Below are 18304 nucleotides of genomic sequence, written 5' to 3'. Positions count from 1 at the left end.
CCCCACCGGATGGATTCCGGCGTCCAAGGCAGCTTGTCTACATATGTATACATAACTTGCGGATCGATGTCTACGCCCGTAGACTCACGTGATGAAAACACCGACTGCCGTGCTTGTTGCTGCCCGCCGACGTGACGCCACCGCGACACGTGTCGCGATCCTCGATTCCGCGCGACGCGCGTTCGCCCGCGCCGGTTACGATGGTGCGGGCGTGCGCGAAATCGCATCGGGTGCCGGCGTCACCGCGATGCTGGTCAACCGCTACTTTGGTTCCAAGGAGCAACTGTTCACCGAGGTCGTGGAGCAGACGATGACCTCCAACAGCTTGATCGCCGGCGGCATCATGGATGCGCCGAATCCCGGGCGAGCGCTGGCCGAAGCGTTGGTGAAAATGACCCGCGCCGATATCGCGCCGCTGGATGGATTCCTCATCACGTTCCATTCCGCGTCCAGCCCGAGCGCAGCGAAAATCGGCCGCGACATGATCGCGGCGCATCACCTGAAGACGGTCGCGAAATCGCTCGATGGAAAACTCGCCGACGAACGCGCCGGCTTGCTGCTGGCGGTTATTTCCGGCTTCCAGGTGATGCGCCAGATGATCGCCCTGCCCGCGCTGGCGAACGCGAGCGAAGAAAAACTCGTGCAACTGCTGGCGGTCGTGTTCGACGGGTTGATCCAGCCACCCGCGAAAGAAACCGGCAGGAAAAAATCTTCCTGATTTCTTTCACGGTGGCGTGATCGCTGATCGTCTTCGCCGCTTTACGCTGACCACTGTAAGCATGAAGCGATGTCCACATCTCTGTCGACACCAACAACATCACATCGTCAAACTCAGCCGCCTTTCAACGGCCCGACGAACTCGTACTTGTTGAGCATGACGCCGGTCGGCGTGGTGCTTGAACCGACGAGCGAGAACGAACGCGCCGGGCTGCCTTCGGCGAAGAAACGTTTGCCCGTGCCTATGAGCACCGGGTAGACGATCAACACCATTTCGTCGACCAGCCCGTGTTCCAGCAGCGTCGAGGTAAGCGTGGAGCTGCCCCAGAGCAGGATGTCCTTGCTGCCGTCGGACTTGATCCGGCGCACGCCTTCGACCTCATCCTCCACCGCTTCATACGGACCCCATTCGAGGCTTTCCGGGCGATTTGTCACCACGTATTTCGTGGCCGCCTTGATCGAATCTCCCATCGGACTGGCTGGCGCGTTGGGCCACACGCCCGACCACATGTCATACGTGCGGCGACCCAGCAGCAAGTCGTAATGCGTGCCGTGCGTCGCAAGCAATGCATCGCGCCCGGCCGGGCTGCGATACGGCGCGGTCCAGTCGGTGTACGGGAAACCGTCTTCGCCGGTGGACTGGATCACGCCGTCCAGCGAGATGTGTTCCATGATCTTGAGCTTTCTCATCTTGAATCTCCTTGTTGATCGTTAGCCCGTTGCCTGCCTTCATTACCACGACGAACGACGGCAGCCGATTTCGACAACTCGCACGAACGCGGAGTTTGTGTGAGCGCCAGACGCTGCCCGAGGCGCGTTTGGCCAACCGCTCAGGCAGTCCAGGTGTCGTAGCTCCACACCTGCGTGCCATTGAGTAGTCGAAACTCTTCCCATCCGAAGAAACGCTTATTCACGTGACGAATCTCAAGAACGGGTTCCGGCAGATTCAGTTGTCGGGTGAAGATCGTAGCGTGGCCCTCTTCAAGTAGCAGCCCGACCACGAAACGGACATCGAAAGGCAAAGTCCCCTGCACGACTTGGCAACCACGCGCATCAATCGCTCCGAGTTGCGTGAGCAATGCCTTGGCACGTGTGCCGTTGATCCATGCCTGCCGAGTCAAAGCATTGTTGTCATCGACCGGCTTGTCGAAGCCGGCGAGACCATCTAGTTCTTCTCGCGAAAGCACGATGGTGGCTACGCCGCCATCAGCCGTCACCGCTACGCAACGCGCCGGAACGATCTCGGAAAGATGTACGGTCTGTATGTTCGTGCCCGTTCCGGGCTTCGGCTCTTCTGCATGCACGATTGCACTCATCGCCAGAGCCCACGCCACCGCCGTCACTAGTCTTCCGATCATGGCTTCCCCCGTTACCACAAGTAACCAACTCAACCCCTTTCGTTCTGCCGATCGCTTACTCGCTCTCCGCCGCCTTCTGCGCGAGTTCCTTGATTCTGATGATGCGCAGAAGCTCGGACTTCTTGAGTCCTTCGCGCGCTTCCTTGATCACTTCGTGCGCCAGGTTCTGGCTGGTGTGATGCCGCTTCGCGTCAATGGCGGCATCCAGCTGCAACTGCGCTGCCTTGATCGCCTTGTCCACGCGATAGAGCGGGCCGTGCGGGTTCGTGGTCAGCGGTGGTTCGTAGTTTTTCGTCATGGTGTCGGTTCGTGAGCAGAGCGGCACGATAGCGGGGTTTGACCTGCTCCGCACTTTGCGTTGGCGTTGTGCGTCATGTTGGCTCTACTGGTGCCGCCTCGGCGTCGATCAATCCGATGATCTTGCTGGCCATCTCATGATAATTCAGGGATTTCGACAGCTTTCCGACGGCCCAGCGCGCCCGATCGTAATCCTTGAAATGCATGGCGACCATGGCGTCAAACATCAGAACACCATCCGTGTTGGGGCGCTCTTTCAGGTAGCTCTTCGTGTAATCGCGCAGTTCCGCAAACTGCTCACGCTCCCACATGTCTTTCGCGCGCTGGTAGGGCGTAACCGCAGCTTCGTTCTTGATACGGGTGTAGTTAGTCGACACCAGAATCAGCACCAACAGTCCCGTAAGAATCCAAAGATGGATTTCGATGACGTGAAATTGGTTAGCCATACGTTTCCCCCAGCCCTGAAAGATACAAATCCGTGTCGAGTCGACTTGATGCGCGTGATGGCTCAGACAAATCCGTGACACCCGAAAGCTCACAGCTTTCCCTTATCTCTTCACTCACTCAATTGTTATTCCGATCAAGCATCGACCCGACGATGCCGCCGAGCAGTCCACCACCAACGCCCATCGATGCGGAGCGGCCTTCGCCGGATGGCAGGTATTCGGCGATCTGGTGGGCGAGTCTTGAGATGGGTAGCGTTTGCAGCCACACAGTGCCGGGGCCGGTGAGTGCGGCGAGGAAAATGCCGTCGCCGCCGAAGATCGCGTTCTTGATGCCGGGCACGGTGGTGATCTGGAAACTCACCGACGACTGGAACGCGCCGACGTGTCCGGGATGCACGCGCAGCGTTTCGCCGGGCGCGAGGTTCTTCTCGATGAGTTCGCCGGAGAGTTCCAGCCACGCCGTGCCGTTGCCGCCGATTTTCTGCAGCAGGAAACCGTCGCCACCGAAGATGCCCGCGCCCAGCGATTGCTGAAAGCCCACGCCCAGGGTCACCTGCGGTGTGGCGCACAGAAACCCATGCCGATGCACCATGTATTCGTTACCCGGGCTCACCGGCACCGGCACGATATGGCCGGGCACCTTGGTCGCAAACGCCACTTCGCCTTGCGTACCCACAGCGCGATATTCGGTCATGAAAAAACTGCCGCCACCGACCACGCGCTTGAACATGCCGAGCAACCCGCCACCGCCGCCCATCTGCGTGTGCGTGGTCATCTGGATCGACGATGTCATCCACGAAAGCTCGCCGCTCTCGGCGTACACGCTGTCGTTCGGATCAAGCTGCACTTCCAGCACGGGCATCACCGTGCCCTGGATACGGGTCTGCATGAAACGTTCTCCTGATGAAAGGTGGTGACGCGAAAGTCGGGCGAGCGTTGGCAACGCAGCAAAGGCTAGCGGATCGCCCGGCAATGCAATACAGGACGAACAGGCCATGCCATCGGACCGAGTGTTTCCACGCCCTGCGTCCCTCAAACCAGATGGTCGTCCTTGGGATGATCGTTGCTTCCCGGCGCCAGCAGCGGGAACGCCGTGATGCGCAGCTTGGGCGCCGCGTACGGCATCAGCGTGAGCATCACGGGCGCGTCGGCGGCATCGGCTTGTGGCCGTTTGGGCACCGGGTCGGCAGCGCCCTCTTCCGTTTTCCAGCTCGCCACCGGGCGGCCTTGCACAGTGAGCGTCACCGGCGGCTGCTTGCGCGAGAACGGTATCGGCCCGACCGGATGTTCGGCCCTGTGAAAGCTCGGGTTTTCCGGCAGGCCCATGTTCCAGCGCGACGCGGGATACACCTGCCAGTCGGCGGTCAATCCACGCGGGCGCCACTTGATCCACGACTCCGCGATCGGCAATGCAAACACCAGCGCGCCATCGCGCACGCTCACTGAATCATTGAAACCGGACACGGTGATCGGCGCGCTCGCAAAACTCAGCGCGATCGTGTCGCCCGGTCGCCACTCACGTTGCAGCGTCACGAAACGCCCGGCTTTTTCCGTTGGTTGCGCGTGTCCATTCACCGACAACGTCGAGCCGGTGGCCCAGCCGGGAATGCGCAACTTCAGTGCGAACGCGACGGCCCGCGCCGGATGCAGCACGATCTCCACGCGCGAGCGAAACGGATAATCGGTGCTTTGTTCGATGCGCAGCGGCGCACCCTGCACCACCGTTTGCACGCTGCATGGCGCATACACCATCGCCGCCATGCCGCCGTCCTCGGTGGCCATCCACAGACTTTGCGTGAGCTTGGGCCAGCCCTGATGGAAGTTGGCGGTGCAGCAGCCGAAGTGCGGCTCGAGTCCGAACAGGTTCGACTCCGGACCATTGGTGGTCCAGGGCCGCCGATGCAGGCTGCACTCCACCTGGTTCGGTTCCTGATCGTACTGATGCGCCCACATGTCGTCGGTGAACGTGCCCGGCAGCGCGTTGTACGCAATCGTCTCCAGCCGGTCGGCCAGCGCCGGATCGCCGGTGATCGCCAGCGCCACCTCCAGCGAAAACATCGTCTCCACCACCGTGCACAACTCGGTGCCCTGAGATGGATTGCGCCCGGCCAGATGCTCGTCGGCCGAGAACATGCCGTTCGGCAGGCCGTGATACGTGTCCAGCATCGACAGCTGGTGATGCACCGCATCGCGATCGCTCGCATGGCCCGACAGCTGCGACCACACCGGTGAGGATTTCAGCGCCATGGCGATGTTGACGCCGTGCACGCGCTGGCCGAGGTCTTCCATGAAGACATCATCGCCGCCGCCTTCCGCCTTGAGCTTGGCGACATCGACTTTCTGCTTGAACGGGAAGTCGGCAAACATGCCCTGCCAGTCGAAGCCCTGCTTGTGCAGCAACGCCGCCAGTTGCAACAGGCGCGGATCGGCCGTGCGGTTGTACAGCCACACCACCGACAGCAACTCGTCCTGCCAGCGCGAGCGACCCCAGTCGCGCAGCGGCCGCGCCGGCAGTGCGCCCAGCTGGTAGACGAAATAATTCGTCATCAGCGGCATCACCCGTGCATCGCCGGTGAGCTCGTGGTACTGCGTGAGCACCTTGAGCATGACCATGCGCGGCCACCAGTCGTCATTGCTGCGCGGACCGAACATGCCGTTGGGCCAGGGATGATCCAGCGTCCAGTCGATGAACTTCTGCGCCTTCGCCTTCAGCGGCGCCGAATCCAATTGCCACGCCAACGGAAGCAGGCCGTCGAGAAAATACGGGCCGCGTTCCCAGGATTCACCACTGCCGCCGAGCCAGCCGCTGTCAGGCCCGACATCGGCCCAGGTTTCATCCAGATGTCCGCCGAGCCCCGAGGCCTGGATCTCCAGCTGACGATGCAACCAGCCGGCGGGCTGGATGGCGCCTGCGGGCAGCCGATGGAAGGGTTGTGGGGCCAGTGGGGCGAGAGATGGCGTTGCTGTGTTGGAGGCAGCGCCGACCTTGTTCGTCGTCGCAGACCTGGTATCGGTGATGGCGGCACGCACCGCTGCGGGCAACATCGTCGCCAGGCCCAGCGCACCGGACGCGCGCAGAAAATCGCGTCTGGCCTGGAAGGGGTTGCGCTCGGTCATGCCTTTTGTCTCCGCACTGGGTTCGCCGGTTTTGCGGGCACGAGCGCGGGCGTATGCCACGGCAACTTCGCGCTTCTCGGCGGTGCGGTATTGATACTACAAATAGACGGCTGAGACTTCCTCCCTCGCTTAGTAGGGATTCATTCCGGCGAAGGCCGGAAAAGCTTTTCAACAGCCTCATGCGTGAGGCACAACAGCCTCATCGTTGAGGTTCGGAAGCTTCAGGCGTGAGTTTTTTTGCCTCGGCGATGAAGCAAAAAGACTCATCGTTGACCCCTGGAGACTCATGCGTGAGTGTTTTTGGCTCATCGATGAGGCAAAAGACTCAACGGCCAGTTGGTGCAGCTTTGAGATTGAGCGAGAAGGCCTGTGCATCAGCCGTTTGGCGGATGGTCACCACGGTAGGAAGTACCAGTGGCGCGGCGTTGCTGATTCGGTAAGCTCGCCGCAGGGGTGACGGGGTCGCCAGCCACAGGGGAACAACATGAAGCTTCGGATTCTGGCGTTGTCGGTGCTGGCGCTGGCGGCGTGCACGAGCGTGAAAGTGAAACCGGTGGATCGCGGCGTCGCCATGAACCGCGTCTGCATCCGCACCAACCCGGCGGTGGCCGTCGCCGACTTTGTGCTGGTGATGCAGGATGGCTTCCAGCGGCACGGCATCGCGGCGGAAGTCTATGACCGCGACCTGCCCGCCTCCTGCGAGTACCTGGTCGATTACACGGCGCTGCGTTCGTGGGATTTCAAACCCTACCTCTCCCACGCCGAAATCCGCATCACCGAACACGGCCGCCTCGTCGCCTCGGCGACGTATCACCTCAACGGCAAAGGCGGCTTCGACATGGGCAAGTGGCGTGGGACGAAAGCGAAGATGGACCCGGTGATGGACGAGCTGCTGGCGGGGGTTCATTCGTAGCAGTGAGGGTCAGAGACACTCAGTTGTGAGATGTCTCTGACATCTTCGTTACTTTTCGGCCCTGTCTTGTACGTTCTTGCCATCCACCGTGCTACCTCCACCGTGTGTTTTTTCGGCAAGAATGACGTTATCAATCCAATTCGCATAGTGGCTCAGGCGGACGTTGTAGTTGGTTTGGCCGTAGGAGCCTGGGTGAAGAAGAATGGCGTTGTCTTTCCCACGTTTCCAGGAAACCAGTCCAGCCACTTGCCACTGGCCTTTGACCTGGATGAGCGCGGGGCCGCCGCTGTCACCATCGCCCGATATGCCCTCAAGTGGCAACGCTGACGGTGGCTTATGGAATGTGTAGCTGAGCCATTGGTCTTGAACACCGGTGATCTTGTTGAATGCGCGACGGAGCGCCGTGCGATGGCCACCGGGGACATCCTGCCCGCGAGATCCCGTTCCGGTCGCCCCCTTACCCACGATCTTGATGGTCTTTCCCATTTCGTCGCCGCTTCTGTACATGGCGATCGGGGCAACATCGGTGACCGGCTCGCTCAATTTCAACAAAGCGACGTCGTTTGATGCCGAGAGAAACGCGATGATCTGAGTCGCGTCACCGGTTTTAACGGCCTTGTCGATCAGCGGTTGAGGAAGTTTCTGGTATCCCGGATAAAGCACAACACGTTCGACATGCCGGGGAACATGGTTGATGGTCACCTCGTTCACGCCGCCGGATTGCCATGTCACCGCATGCGCGGCAGTGGCGACCCACTGCGGATCGATCAACACGCCTTGGCCTTCCATCGGTATATCGGCCAGTGCAGGCAGTTCGGAATCGGGCACCCGATACTTCGCGTCACTGACGTCGTCTCGGATGACAACCGCACCAGCGGAAAATGAAAGAACCAGCAGCACAAGGCAAAGCGACTTCGACAACATGCGTGTTCTCAGGCAGTAAGGGGATGGAGAAAGTTCTCTGTTCTCGATATCAGCTGAAACAGGTCAGATCCGATTTTCAAAAGTGTCTCAAAAAAAACTCCGTGCTGACCCGCGGTTTTCCGCCGCATGCACTCGCGCGAATATGGCGGCGGCGGCGCCATGAACCGCGTCTCGCCTCGGCGACGTATCACCTCAACGGGACGGAGGAACCGGAGAAACATAAAGAGGAACTAGGCGGACCTGTGGCGCTGCGCCCGCGCCAACCGCTTCGAATTCAGGCGCGCCTCCCTCTTTACATCGGCGCCATAGCGGAGCTTCAGTTTCGCTTCCGTCATGAAGATAGCTGCGTCGAGATTGTTCCGGATCCGACGATAGTCCTCGATCCATTGCTGCCTGTCGGGATAGGGAGCGTCCTGCAACACGCGCAGCAACGCGACCTGGAGGAATCCGATCTGGGACGGATCCACAGGCGCCTCGCGAACTTGCTTGCGGCGATAGATGCCGTCGACCCTGGCAGCCCGCAACTCGGCAAGCTCTTCCCTGAGACGCACGCCCGATCCGTCATCCTCGTCGCCGCATGGGAGTGGCGGGAGATCGTCGGCCACCGGCAATAGTGTGAGCGGTGCATCGGTTCGCGGGGTCGCCAGCGAAAAGAGCGGCAGCAGGTCGGCGGCATGGGCATCCCGCGCAGTCAGGTGACCCATCCCGAACAATCTCTGCAACGTCGCCAGCGTTGACGTGTGATCACGTTCCGTCTGGTCGATCAGGCCTTTGCGGATCAGGGGCGAGATCACCAGCGTCGGCACGCGGACGCCGTATCGATCGAACTGGAAGTGATGCTGGATGTACGCCTCGGTGAACTCGTCGCCGGGCGGTGTGGCGGCCGGTGGTGCGACGTGATCGTAGAAGCCGCCATGCTCGTCGAACGTCACGATCAGCACGCTGTTCTCCCAATGCGGCGAATTGCGGATCACCTCGTAGACATTCTTGATCAGCTTTTCGCCGCGCCTCACGTCATCGAGTGGATGCATGGAGTTGCCGCAAGTGAAACTGCCGGGGCCGGTGATATCGAACTTGTCGGCGCCATATTTCGGCTCGATCCAGACAAACTTCTTGTCGAAGCCCGGGTCGTTGACTTCGCTCTCGAAATTTTCGAAACCGGTCAGGCGCCCCTGAAGCTCGTTGAGGTTCATGCCGCTCAGCAGGTACGCCGCGGGGAAATCGTCACCGCGATAGATCCGCCACGGCAGGCAATACTGGTCAAGCTGGTCGAAGATGCTGCCGTTCTCGAAACGATAGCCCTCGAAGCCCGTCGCAATGACGGTATCGGGATCGCTGGGACTGCCGTCGAGTCCACCCGAGGTGGCCGCCATCGCAAAGAAGCGGTTCGGAAACGTGGGACCCGGCAAGGAGGAGAACCAGCTGTCGCAGACGGCGAATTCCCGGGCGAGCTGGTTCATGACCGGCAATTGCTCGCGGCTGTAGCAACGCATGATGCGCGCCGGATCGGGCGCATCACCGGCGAAATAGTCGGCGATGAAGCCCAGGTTGTTGATGGCAGGGTACGGAGCGCCCGGGGTGTATGCGGTGCCGCAAAGCTGCGCGAGCACGTTCTCGAATTCGTGGCCGGGGCCTTTTTCCGCGTCCGAGAGGTAGTACTCGGCGGGGGAGCCAACCGATACGTCGGTGCCGGTACTGGCATCGAAATTCGTGTTGACGTTCACGGCCACGCCATTGGCGGCGACGGGGTTGCCATCGATATCCACGCCGGTCAGCTCGCTGAGGCCCAGCATGTGATCGAAAGAACGGTTTTCCAGCATGAGTACGAAGACATGCTCGATCTGCGGTCCGCTCTTTCCGCCGCCGCGGCCGAACAGTGATGTGAGCCAGTGCCAGAAGCCGAGCAGCGCGCACCGGAGCGTATCCCAGGCGAGGCAGACGAGTTGAAGGATCCATCCGAACAGGACACAGAACTTCTCCACCACCCAGGCGAAACCTTTGCAGACCCATTTCGCCACCCAATACCAGCCCTTGCAGACCCACTTCGCCACCCAGTACCAGGCGCGACAGAAAAAGCCGGCGATGCAGTCCCACGGCGTGTACCAATGGCATTTGCTCCACGAGGTGCATTGACTGGAGCCTTCGTCGGCCCATGCCGAACATTGGTCGGAGCCCTCATCCGCCCAGTTCGTGCATTCGTAATCGGTCTTCGACGACCAGTTCTTGCAGGTAATAACGGCCTTGGTGACCCATTTCGTGCAAGTTGTCATGGAAGCACTCCCCTTGATGCCGGCATGAGGCGAATCAGCGAACGGTGCAGGAACAGCAGCCTCACCTTCGCCCAGCCGACTCCGATCGCCTTGCCCGCGAGCCCGGCGCAGAAAACGCCGATCACACCAAGGGGGATCAGGCTCCAGGAGAAAGGATCGGCCAAAACGAGGCGGGCCAAGCAGGCCAGGATCGCAAGCACAAGAAACGCACCACCGAAGCCGCAGCCGCATGCGTGGTCATACCGTCGTGCGCGCCTGCGCACCTGCGATTTCTCGTCTTCACTCCAAGGCATGCGGGCAATGGCCGCATCGACCTCGTTGAGGAGTCGGCTCATGGATCACCCCCCGAGTTGCGATCTTCAATGCGGCGTCAGTATGGGCGCGGCAAACCTGTTCGGGCGGCCCCTACAACTTTCGAACGAGTGAAAGGCGCACTGACCCTGTTTTTCAACGCCAACATGCGCTTGGCTCAGATCGCTTTCGTTCCGACATCGAAGCCCAGCTGGCGCGCTCGGTCGGACCACTCAGGATCGGGCGACCCCGCAAAATGCCGACCGACTGAAAAGCGCACTCTGACCCCTATTTCGTTTTTGCAATACTTTGGTCACGCGCATGGTGTGGTCTCCTCTGGCTTCGTAACCCGTGAGGAATGACCGCATCATGCGCGCACTGTTCCTTCAGAACGCACGCAACGTTTTGATTGAGCGAGGAGATTCGTGGGGAAACCTCAGCCTCCGTCCCCTTTTTCGCGGAACCCGGGACGATTGAATTAACTCGATAGCTCAGCGGTGAGCTCTCCGAGAAGCACTTCTCGCACCGCTGGAGCAAGCACCCGGTGATGAATCGAATAGCGGCCGAGAAGCTCGTGCAAGTGCGAGTCCACCAATTCCCTGAAGACGGCGTCAATGTCTCGCCCAGGGCCAAGAACGACGGACGTATCAAGCTTTGTAGCAATAACAGTCGCGCAGTTTGAGCAGTGGTTGAGCATGAGCTCGTTTACCGCTTTCGCCTCACACGCAACGGCGCTGGCGCCTCGATACGCAAGGGCCGCGTTCCAGTAAGCCACCGCATCGATGACAGGACGATCGACAAGCACGACCTCAGCATTGGCGCGAGCTGCTTGTTCCGCTTCAAGCGTTCTTTCAATAAACCACATCGTGGAATCGTAGGTATGGTGGGTTAACACTGGAATTTTTTCCAGAACCGCGCGCGCGCCGAAGGACGGAATGGTCACCACGCGAATACCCTTCAACTCAATGCAAGCTTTCAGGTCACGACAGAACGTGGACTTGCCGGTCGAATGAGTGCCGGCCACACCGATAACAATGGCGCTCACCATAGGTCCCCTTGATCCGGCGCAACTGGCTTTTTTTGTATTTGCGTTTTGAGCTGGGCGATCTTGCATATCTCGATCCAGCTCTTGCAAAGCGAGTCTGTGATCAGGCGGCCTAGGAGGAGTGCCGTCACCCGAGAATCCTCACCGGCACGGTGCAGCTCACCTGACACCTCTGTTTCCAAGCCAGTCAAAGCCAGCAGTGCCGAGAGGCCATGGCTCTGAGCATTTGGATAAACATGACGAGCAAGCTTCAATGTGTCTATCACGCCGATGGGAACCCATTCCGGTAGATGGCGTTTGATCACGCCATAGTCCACGGAGGCGTTGTGGGCGACAAACCATTTACCTCGTAAACGCCGTTCTACATCGCCTTCTATCTCATTCCAAGTAGGGGAGCTTTTTATATCCGAATTACCGATGCCATGCACTTGTTTCGCTTGCCAGGTAATCGGGTTGGGAGGCTTGATGAGCCAACTCGATGGACCAATGCCCTCGACAATTGGAAATGAGGAAATGGCAAGTTCCACAAGATCAGGCGGAGAATGGCCATTGCCTTCGACGTCGACGATTACGATGGGCTCGGATGGCCACTGAAACTTCATTTCCATCATCAGGTATTCCTCTCAGCTTCCGAGCGGCCATGGCGCTCATAGTGATGCGGCTTGTCGATATCATGTACTTGATATCCAAGCGTGTGCTGTAGGAAATATCGCCGCTGTTCATCCAGGCCGCGAACAACGATGGAACGATCTGTAATCACGGGCTCACCCTGGACTCCTAGGCTCTTGCACAAGCTGCTAAGAAGCGCGTCATCAGGTTTTTTCCAAGCGGCTTTGCACGTCGAGAACTGCGTGGACGGGCAAATGTCACAGATTTCCGTGATGCCGAAATGACCATTGTAATCGGGTTGTTGGTGAGCATAGGCCACACCACAGGATGTCTTGCGAAAGATGGGAGCGCTCGAGGTGTGCGTTTGGTAAATCCTGATCAACCGCTTTTCGTCCTCCAGCGGCAGAAGCTTGCGCCTCGCGGTCGAGCTATAGGGTTCGGGAATACCCTGGCTTTGGTAATACTGCGCAATCTCTTTACGATAGAACAATCCGCTAAAAACCGTCGCGTGAGCGTGTCTCGCTAATTGCGCCGCCCGATCAATGTGCTGCACCGAGTCATTGAGTCCTGGAACGATAGGTCGCCAATAAAGCAACGTCCTGTACCGCTGCGCATGCTTGAACAGGACGCCTAGACTGCTGGCAGCAATTGATGACTTGATCGGCTCGACCTCAGGGTCGTCGATGCCCGAGTACGTTACCAATATGGTCAGCTTGATATTGCTCAAGGCATTGAATCGCACGCAGTCCTCTGGCGTCACGCGCCAGCGGGTAATGACGAGGACGTTGTTGGTCAGTCCGGATTGATCCAGCAATCGCAATATCTTATGAGTATGATTTTTCACCTCAGGAAGCATCGGATCGGTTGCCCGATTGAACAACTGAATTGGTGTGATGTGAGGCTGGAAGTAGCGATGTGAGATCAGCTGCTCAAAAGCTTGCTCGTCAGTCATCAACGCTAGAGGCTTACGCTGATCGAAATTACCGAACAAGTGCCTTACGCAGTAGCTGCAATCCAAAGGACAACCGATGATATGGTTGAGGCTCAGCCCGCTTTTGCGGTATTCGACAGGGTTCTTAAGGCTCGGATTGACCTGTGACAACTGTGCGGTTCCAATGATGGCAACGTGCTTATCCATTGCTGGGCTCCTAGCGACTCATTCGAGTCGCAGACATCCTTAGCGGATTCAACTACGACGTACATCAGTTTTTGAAGAAGTTGGATCAGTGAACAAAGGGGTCAGATTCATTTATCAAGCCGAATTAAATGAACCTGACCTTTATTCAGCTCCGATGTAGACGTTCTGGTTGCTACTGACGATCCATGTCTAGTTCGTGAATCAATGAGTCAGCACCCTCAGCAATCGTCACTGAAGGACTCCGCTGGCACTGAGCGTCGAGGCGCTTTTGTAGTGTCGCGATGGTTAGGTCTTCGTGCTCCATCCCCTGCGAGCGGCCGGAAACATCACCCGTGAGCCAACTTGTCGCCATGCCAACGAGCAACGCGCTGTCCCTTGAAGAATCGTAGGTCGAGCGGGCTTGCGTCCATTCCAAGCACTTCAATGTCCCCGCTCCAATAATCGGGCCCGGCGATTGAACCTTGCCTCCGCACCCGGCCAGTCCGATCACAGCTGCAAAGACGGGTAGGTATCCGCGCATATCTGTCCCCTCAAGTTAGCCGAGAATTTCCAAGTATGGCTTCTTATCAACAATGGCGGCGCGAGACTTTTCCTTGAGAAATTCCACAAGATCACCCTGTCGCTGAAGCAGCAACACAAACTCTTGCAACGAACACAGAAACATAGTCTTAAGACTTAGCGCGTTCGCGCATTCGGTGATGACCGGCTGCGTGTATCCATTTGTGGCAATGAAAATTCCGTGTGCGTTAGCACGCATAAATAGTCGACTGAGATGCGGTGAAAACTCCCCCATTCCTACAGGTGAATTTAGCCACTTCATTTCAACAAGATGAATCGTGCCGTCGAGTTCAATTACACCATCAATCTGTTCAAGAACTACGCCACTATCCGGCTCCCTCCTGCGAAAATCCTCACGAACAAGGATGCCATAGACTTTGAAGAGGTCGTTTAGCACGGCTTCGAGCAGCCTACCCCGCTCTTGAGGTTCTTTGTCCATTGAAAACAAGGCGAATAGCCGCCTGCTTACGTCTTCGATGTTTGCTCGTTTAAGGGCAGCAGCCACCTGCTCACGCCGTTGACGAGAAAGCACTTGCTCGCGCTCCACATCGCGCTCTCGCTTCATCCTCGTGAACGAGTCTTTGGCATTTACCGCTTCACGAACACTGGCCACGAGTCCTTTCGCTTCGAGCCGATCCTCTGGCCAACAGGTATCAAAACTTTCAAATTCAGTGACGCGCTTTATGATCTCGCGGCGCGGGCGAAGGCCACTGTCTCCACGCGCATTTACCTTCGTAAGTACCTTACGTACGATTTCAAACTTAGTAATAGACTTGGGGTTAGTACGAACGATTTCGTTGACCTCAGCAAGGTCGTCATGCGCAACTCCAGCGCCTTGAAGAAACAGAACGACACCTTTTTTGCCCCGACTTAAGCGCGAAATGGTCTCAATTAGTAAATCGAAGACATCCGGCGGATAGTGGAACTCAGCATCCATTTTGTTCTTACCCTCACTGTCTCGCACATGTGGTTTTTGAAGATGACTCTACTCTTCCAAAACCTCGATTGAGGTAGTGCACGCTCAAGTGTGCTATCGAAGCATCCTCAAACCATCGGCAACTTCAACCCCAACTCCTTCGCACACTCCACCGCAATCTCATACCCCGCATCCGCATGCCGCATCACGCCGGTGCCCGGATCGTTCCACAACACGCGCGCAATACGCTTGTCCGCCTCGGCCGTGCCGTCGCACACGATCACGACGCCTGAGTGTTGCGAATAGCCCATGCCCACGCCGCCGCCATGATGCAGGGAAACCCAGGTGGCGCCACCTGCAACATTCAACATCGCGTTGAGCAGCGGCCAGTCGCTGACGGCGTCGCTGCCGTCTTTCATGGATTCGGTTTCGCGGTTGGGTGAGGCGACGCTGCCGGAGTCGAGGTGGTCGCGGCCGATGACGACGGGCGCTTTCAACTCGCCGTTGCGCACCATCTCGTTGAAGGCGAGGCCGAGCTTGTCGCGCAGCCCGAGGCCGACCCAGCAGATGCGTGCGGGCAGGCCCTGGAAGCTGATGCGCTCCTTGGCCATGTCGAGCCAGTTGTGCAGGTGCGCGTCGTCGGGGATCAGTTCCTTCACTTTCTGGTCGGTCTTGTAGATGTCTTCCGGATCGCCGCTCAGCGCGACCCAGCGGAACGGGCCGACGCCGCGGCAGAACAGCGGGCGCACGTACGCGGGCACGAAGCCAGGGAACGCGAAGGCGTTCTCGCAGCCGACGTCTTTCGCCATCTGGCGGATGTTGTTGCCGTAGTCGAAGGTGGGGATGCCTTGCGCGTGGAACGCGAGCATGGCGTCGACGTGCTTTTTCATGGACTGCTTGGCGGCATCGCGCGTGCCGTTGGGATCGCTCTTCCGACGCTCGAACCACTGCTCCACCGTCCAGCCCTGCGGCAGGTAGCCGTTGACCGGATCGTGCGCGCTGGTCTGGTCGGTAACGGCATCGGGACGCACGCCGCGCTTGACCAGCTCGGGCAGAATGTCGGCGGCGTTACCGAGCAGCGCGATGGACTTCGCTTCGCCGGCTTTCGTGTACTTGGCGATGCGCGCGAGTGCGTCGTCGAGGTTGCTGGCTTGCTCATCGACGTAACGGGTCTTGAGGCGGAAATCGATGCGGCTCTGCTGGCATTCGATATTGAGACTGCACATGCCGGCCAGCGATGCGGCCAGCGGCTGCGCCGCGCCCATGCCGCCGAGCCCGGCGGTGAGCAGCCACTTCCCTTTGAGATTGCCGCCGTAATGCTGGCGGCCCATCTCGACGAAGGTTTCGTAGGTGCCCTGGATGATGCCCTGCGAGCCGATGTAGATCCACGAGCCGGCGGTCATCTGGCCGTACATCATCAGGCCTTTCTTATCGAGCTCGTTGAAGTGCTCCCAGGTGGCCCAGTGCGGCACGAGGTTGGAGTTGGCGATAAGTACGCGCGGCGCATCCGCATGCGTGCGGAACACGCCGACCGGTTTGCCGGACTGCACCAGCAGGGTTTCGTCGTCGTTGAGTTCACGCAGCGCAAGCAGGATCGCGTCGAAGCACTCCCAGTTGCGCGCGGCACGACCGATGCCGCCATACACCACCAACTCCGCCGGATTCTCCGCCACCTCGGGATCGAGGTTGTTCTGCAACATGCGGAACGGCGCCTCGCTGAGCCAGCTCTTGCAGGAAAGCTCGGTGCCGCGCGGCGCGCGAATGGTGCGGGTGGTGTCGATGCGGGTGGGTGCGTTCATGCGTCGAGGCTCTTGGACGGGACAGACGATCGAGTATAGGCGAGGCAAAAAACGGACGCCGGACGCTTGCCGCAGCGGCTCGGATCGACCGCAGGCCTAGTGATTTTTCGACGCCCGGAAACTCGGCGCGCTTCTCGGCCCCCTCGCGAGCACTTCGCGCATACGGTTGATCTGCCATTGCATGGAAGGGTCATGGCCAAAATGTTCGACGACGTGCTGCAGGGTGTCGGCCAGGCCCGCGCGCGGCTGGTTTTCCTGGATGGTCGCCCGCGTCATCCATCCAGCGGGGCTGTTTGGATATTTCTGGATGATGCGATCGGCGATATGCCAGGCCTTGTCCCACTCGTACGTCTGGTTGGCATAGAGGTCGCCCAGCGGCACGAGCACATCGATGTCGTCCGGGTCGATCGCCAGTGCCTGCTCGAGATCCTTTTCGGCAAGCGCAACTTTCCCCATCGACATATAGATATCGGCGCGCGCCCGAAAATTGCGAGACGGCAACGGGTCGGCGGCGATGAGGCGACTGGCATCGTCCAGCGCCATGGCGGTTTCGCCAAAGGCGGGCAAACTGACGTCACGCTGCCGGCGCGCGCCTTCGGCGCCGGGCTGAAAGCGCAACACTTCGGACAGATAGATCGCTGCGAGGTCGAAGTGGTTCTGCTCGCTGGCCGCGCCACCGGCATAGGACAGCAACGACACGCTGGAGACGTTGTCGAATACCGTGGGGAACATGGACCAGTCGGCCGAAGACCGGCAGTTGCACACGTCATAACGATAAGCCGGCTCGGCGGAAAGCAGGATCGCCAGCAGCGGATTCTGTTTCACGTACGCCTGCGCCTGCCTGGCCATGTGATCCATGGCGGCGAGCGAACCACCCCATCGTGGCTCTGTCGCGCCACTGAGGGTGCCGTAGATGGCGTAGTTGTCGGGTGCCGCGGCCAGGCCGGCTTGTGCGGCGCGCCGGAGGTAATCGCCGCCCAGGCTCATCGAACCGGCGTTGATCATGGCGACGTAGGTGGGCGTGACCTTGGGGTCGAGTTTGGCTGCGCGCTGCAGGTCGGTATCGGCCTGTTGCAGCAGGCGGTCCATGGCGTCGATGTTGCTTTGTGGCGTTTCGTTTATGTAGGCGCCACCGCGCGCTTTGGAAGCCATCGCCACATAGGCCGAACCACTTGCGGCGAAGGCAAAGGCGCTGGAGGGCGATGCGCGCTTCCATGCGTCCAGTGTCTCACGCACGTCGAACGAGCCATCGTTGAACGAGGCGAAATACGTGTGGTCAAGCAAGCCGTGCGAGTCCGGGCGAGTGAGTTGCGCCTGCAGCTCCTGTGCAAGTCGGCGATCCAGCTCGGCAGCCTGCCCGTGCTCGATGAGTTTTTCAGCCTCGTCGAATGTGATGGTTTGTTGCAGGTAATAAAGGCAATACGCCTTTGCCGATTCCGGTGACCAGTGACTGCGTGGCGGATCGGGATAACTGACGCACCGCTGCAACGGATCGGCGATGGCCTCGGCGCTCCTGACCTTGGCGAGAAAGGCACGCACCTCGTCGGGGGTGAATGCAGGCCGAGGTGGAGGCCATGAACGAGCGGCTTGCCCGGCGCGTTGCGCCTGCGCGACGTGCGTTGCCTGGGAGGTTCGCCATGCGATGTCGGAGACGATCCAGCAGCACCCGACGATACCCAGGATAACCAGGCCCGTGATCAGAACCACGCGTCCATGCGACGTCATAACCTGCTCCCCCAAAAGCACGATGGGCGCGACAGTAGCACCGCATAGCAACGCTTGTCAGTCGTGCGACTGATCATGCGCCCCGCATCACGAAAGCTTTAGGCAACGCGTGTAACCTCGGGTCACGGGGGGGGACGAAAGATTCGCGGCATGGATGTCGACACGAACTCGTCGCTGCACG

Annotated in this window: 17 protein-coding genes; 2 read left to right on the top strand and 15 right to left on the bottom strand. The window is 59.4% G+C overall.

All coding sequences use genetic code 11. The annotated features are described in order from the left end of the window. The first annotated feature begins 91 nt into the window (after nucleotides 1–91). Nucleotides 92–718, top strand: a complete 627-nt coding sequence (locus GSQ73_RS11430; RefSeq protein ID WP_158884097.1) for a TetR/AcrR family transcriptional regulator — start codon at nucleotides 92–94, stop codon at nucleotides 716–718. A gap of 113 nt (nucleotides 719–831) precedes the next feature. On the opposite strand, the gene GSQ73_RS11425 is transcribed toward GSQ73_RS11430, so the two are convergent. The 6 genes from GSQ73_RS11425 to GSQ73_RS11400 form a co-directional block, all read right to left on the bottom strand. Then, nucleotides 832–1407, bottom strand: a complete 576-nt coding sequence (locus GSQ73_RS11425) for a dihydrofolate reductase family protein (RefSeq protein ID WP_158884095.1) — start codon at nucleotides 1405–1407, stop codon at nucleotides 832–834. Between the two features lie 140 nt (nucleotides 1408–1547). Beyond that, nucleotides 1548–2033 (bottom strand): hypothetical protein, encoded by a 486-nt coding sequence (locus tag GSQ73_RS11420; protein WP_158884093.1) that lies wholly within the window; start codon nucleotides 2031–2033, stop codon nucleotides 1548–1550. Between the two features lie 97 nt (nucleotides 2034–2130). Beyond that, complete coding sequence (locus GSQ73_RS11415) at nucleotides 2131–2373, bottom strand: hypothetical protein (RefSeq protein WP_158884091.1); 243 nt, start codon at nucleotides 2371–2373, stop codon at nucleotides 2131–2133. A 73-nt stretch (nucleotides 2374–2446) separates the two neighbouring features. Next, on the bottom strand, nucleotides 2447–2818 hold the full coding sequence (locus GSQ73_RS11410) for a hypothetical protein (protein WP_158884089.1): 372 nt from the start codon (nucleotides 2816–2818) through the stop codon (nucleotides 2447–2449). Between the two features lie 118 nt (nucleotides 2819–2936). Beyond that, a complete protein-coding gene (locus tag GSQ73_RS11405; RefSeq protein ID WP_158884087.1) occupies nucleotides 2937–3707 on the bottom strand; it encodes a TIGR00266 family protein in 771 nt (256 codons plus the stop codon). Between the two features lie 143 nt (nucleotides 3708–3850). Further along, nucleotides 3851–5935: a beta-L-arabinofuranosidase domain-containing protein gene (locus GSQ73_RS11400; protein WP_158884085.1), complete on the bottom strand. Its 2085-nt coding sequence runs from the start codon at nucleotides 5933–5935 to the stop codon at nucleotides 3851–3853. Nucleotides 5936–6419: 484 nt separating this feature from the next. Between GSQ73_RS11400 and GSQ73_RS11395 the strand changes: the two genes are divergently transcribed. After that, on the top strand, nucleotides 6420–6848 hold the full coding sequence (locus tag GSQ73_RS11395; protein ID WP_158884083.1) for an Sbal_3080 family lipoprotein: 429 nt from the start codon (nucleotides 6420–6422) through the stop codon (nucleotides 6846–6848). Nucleotides 6849–6896: 48 nt separating this feature from the next. Here the strand turns inward: GSQ73_RS11395 and GSQ73_RS11390 are convergent, their stop codons facing one another. The 9 genes from GSQ73_RS11390 to GSQ73_RS11350 form a co-directional block, all read right to left on the bottom strand. Further along, nucleotides 6897–7772, bottom strand: coding sequence for a trypsin-like serine protease (locus GSQ73_RS11390; RefSeq protein ID WP_158884081.1), 876 nt, complete (start codon nucleotides 7770–7772; stop codon nucleotides 6897–6899). Nucleotides 7773–8002: 230 nt separating this feature from the next. Next, complete coding sequence (locus tag GSQ73_RS11385) at nucleotides 8003–9823, bottom strand: alkaline phosphatase family protein (RefSeq protein WP_158884079.1); 1821 nt, start codon at nucleotides 9821–9823, stop codon at nucleotides 8003–8005. 215 nt (nucleotides 9824–10038) lie between these two features. Next, entirely contained in the window at nucleotides 10039–10377 is a 339-nt protein-coding gene (locus GSQ73_RS11380) for a hypothetical protein (protein WP_158884077.1), read from the bottom strand. Nucleotides 10378–10811: 434 nt separating this feature from the next. Then, a complete protein-coding gene (locus GSQ73_RS11375; protein WP_158884075.1) occupies nucleotides 10812–11378 on the bottom strand; it encodes an AAA family ATPase in 567 nt (188 codons plus the stop codon). Continuing rightward, the gene (locus GSQ73_RS11370; protein ID WP_158884073.1) at nucleotides 11375–11989 is read right to left on the bottom strand and encodes a 3'-5' exonuclease; all 615 of its coding nucleotides are present in this window, start codon (nucleotides 11987–11989) and stop codon (nucleotides 11375–11377) included. The genes GSQ73_RS11375 and GSQ73_RS11370 overlap by 4 nt, the downstream gene beginning before the upstream one ends. Then, entirely contained in the window at nucleotides 11989–13125 is a 1137-nt protein-coding gene (locus GSQ73_RS11365) for a radical SAM protein (protein ID WP_158884071.1), read from the bottom strand. Before GSQ73_RS11365 ends, GSQ73_RS11370 begins: the two co-directional genes overlap by 1 nt. Nucleotides 13126–13660: 535 nt before the next feature. After that, nucleotides 13661–14620 carry a restriction endonuclease gene (locus GSQ73_RS18055; RefSeq protein WP_158884069.1) on the bottom strand — a complete coding sequence of 320 codons (960 nt, stop codon included), beginning with the start codon at nucleotides 14618–14620 and terminating at the stop codon, nucleotides 13661–13663. A gap of 107 nt (nucleotides 14621–14727) precedes the next feature. After that, nucleotides 14728–16398 carry a urocanate hydratase gene (hutU, locus tag GSQ73_RS11355; protein ID WP_158884067.1) on the bottom strand — a complete coding sequence of 557 codons (1671 nt, stop codon included), beginning with the start codon at nucleotides 16396–16398 and terminating at the stop codon, nucleotides 14728–14730. Nucleotides 16399–16494: 96 nt separating this feature from the next. Beyond that, nucleotides 16495–18123: a tetratricopeptide repeat protein gene (locus GSQ73_RS11350; protein WP_158884065.1), complete on the bottom strand. Its 1629-nt coding sequence runs from the start codon at nucleotides 18121–18123 to the stop codon at nucleotides 16495–16497. Between the last annotated feature and the right edge of the window lie 181 nt (nucleotides 18124–18304).

This window comes from Rhodanobacter sp. L36, from assembly GCF_009765755.1.
In the GTDB taxonomy this organism is placed as follows: Bacteria; Pseudomonadota; Gammaproteobacteria; order Xanthomonadales; family Rhodanobacteraceae; genus Rhodanobacter.
This window is presented reverse-complemented; position numbering and strand designations above follow the sequence as displayed.

Bases quoted from the DNA above. Each gene is read 5' to 3' on its own strand.
- hutU (WP_158884067.1), bottom strand. From the start codon at position 16,398: ATGAACGCACCCACCCGCATCGACACCACCCGCACCATTCGCGCGCCG.
- GSQ73_RS18055 (WP_158884069.1), bottom strand. From the start codon at position 14,620: ATGGATGCTGAGTTCCACTATCCGCCGGATGTCTTCGATTTACTAATT.
- GSQ73_RS11415 (WP_158884091.1), bottom strand. From the start codon at position 2,373: ATGACGAAAAACTACGAACCACCGCTGACCACGAACCCGCACGGCCCG.
- GSQ73_RS11380 (WP_158884077.1), bottom strand. From the start codon at position 10,377: ATGAGCCGACTCCTCAACGAGGTCGATGCGGCCATTGCCCGCATGCCT.
- GSQ73_RS11405 (WP_158884087.1), bottom strand. From the start codon at position 3,707: ATGCAGACCCGTATCCAGGGCACGGTGATGCCCGTGCTGGAAGTGCAG.
- GSQ73_RS11350 (WP_158884065.1), bottom strand. From the start codon at position 18,123: ATGACGTCGCATGGACGCGTGGTTCTGATCACGGGCCTGGTTATCCTG.
- GSQ73_RS11400 (WP_158884085.1), bottom strand. From the start codon at position 5,935: ATGACCGAGCGCAACCCCTTCCAGGCCAGACGCGATTTTCTGCGCGCG.
- GSQ73_RS11370 (WP_158884073.1), bottom strand. From the start codon at position 11,989: ATGATGGAAATGAAGTTTCAGTGGCCATCCGAGCCCATCGTAATCGTC.
- GSQ73_RS11430 (WP_158884097.1), top strand. From the start codon at position 92: ATGAAAACACCGACTGCCGTGCTTGTTGCTGCCCGCCGACGTGACGCC.
- GSQ73_RS11395 (WP_158884083.1), top strand. From the start codon at position 6,420: ATGAAGCTTCGGATTCTGGCGTTGTCGGTGCTGGCGCTGGCGGCGTGC.
- GSQ73_RS11390 (WP_158884081.1), bottom strand. From the start codon at position 7,772: ATGTTGTCGAAGTCGCTTTGCCTTGTGCTGCTGGTTCTTTCATTTTCC.
- GSQ73_RS11425 (WP_158884095.1), bottom strand. From the start codon at position 1,407: ATGAGAAAGCTCAAGATCATGGAACACATCTCGCTGGACGGCGTGATC.
- GSQ73_RS11410 (WP_158884089.1), bottom strand. From the start codon at position 2,818: ATGGCTAACCAATTTCACGTCATCGAAATCCATCTTTGGATTCTTACG.
- GSQ73_RS11365 (WP_158884071.1), bottom strand. From the start codon at position 13,125: ATGGATAAGCACGTTGCCATCATTGGAACCGCACAGTTGTCACAGGTC.
- GSQ73_RS11420 (WP_158884093.1), bottom strand. From the start codon at position 2,033: ATGAGTGCAATCGTGCATGCAGAAGAGCCGAAGCCCGGAACGGGCACG.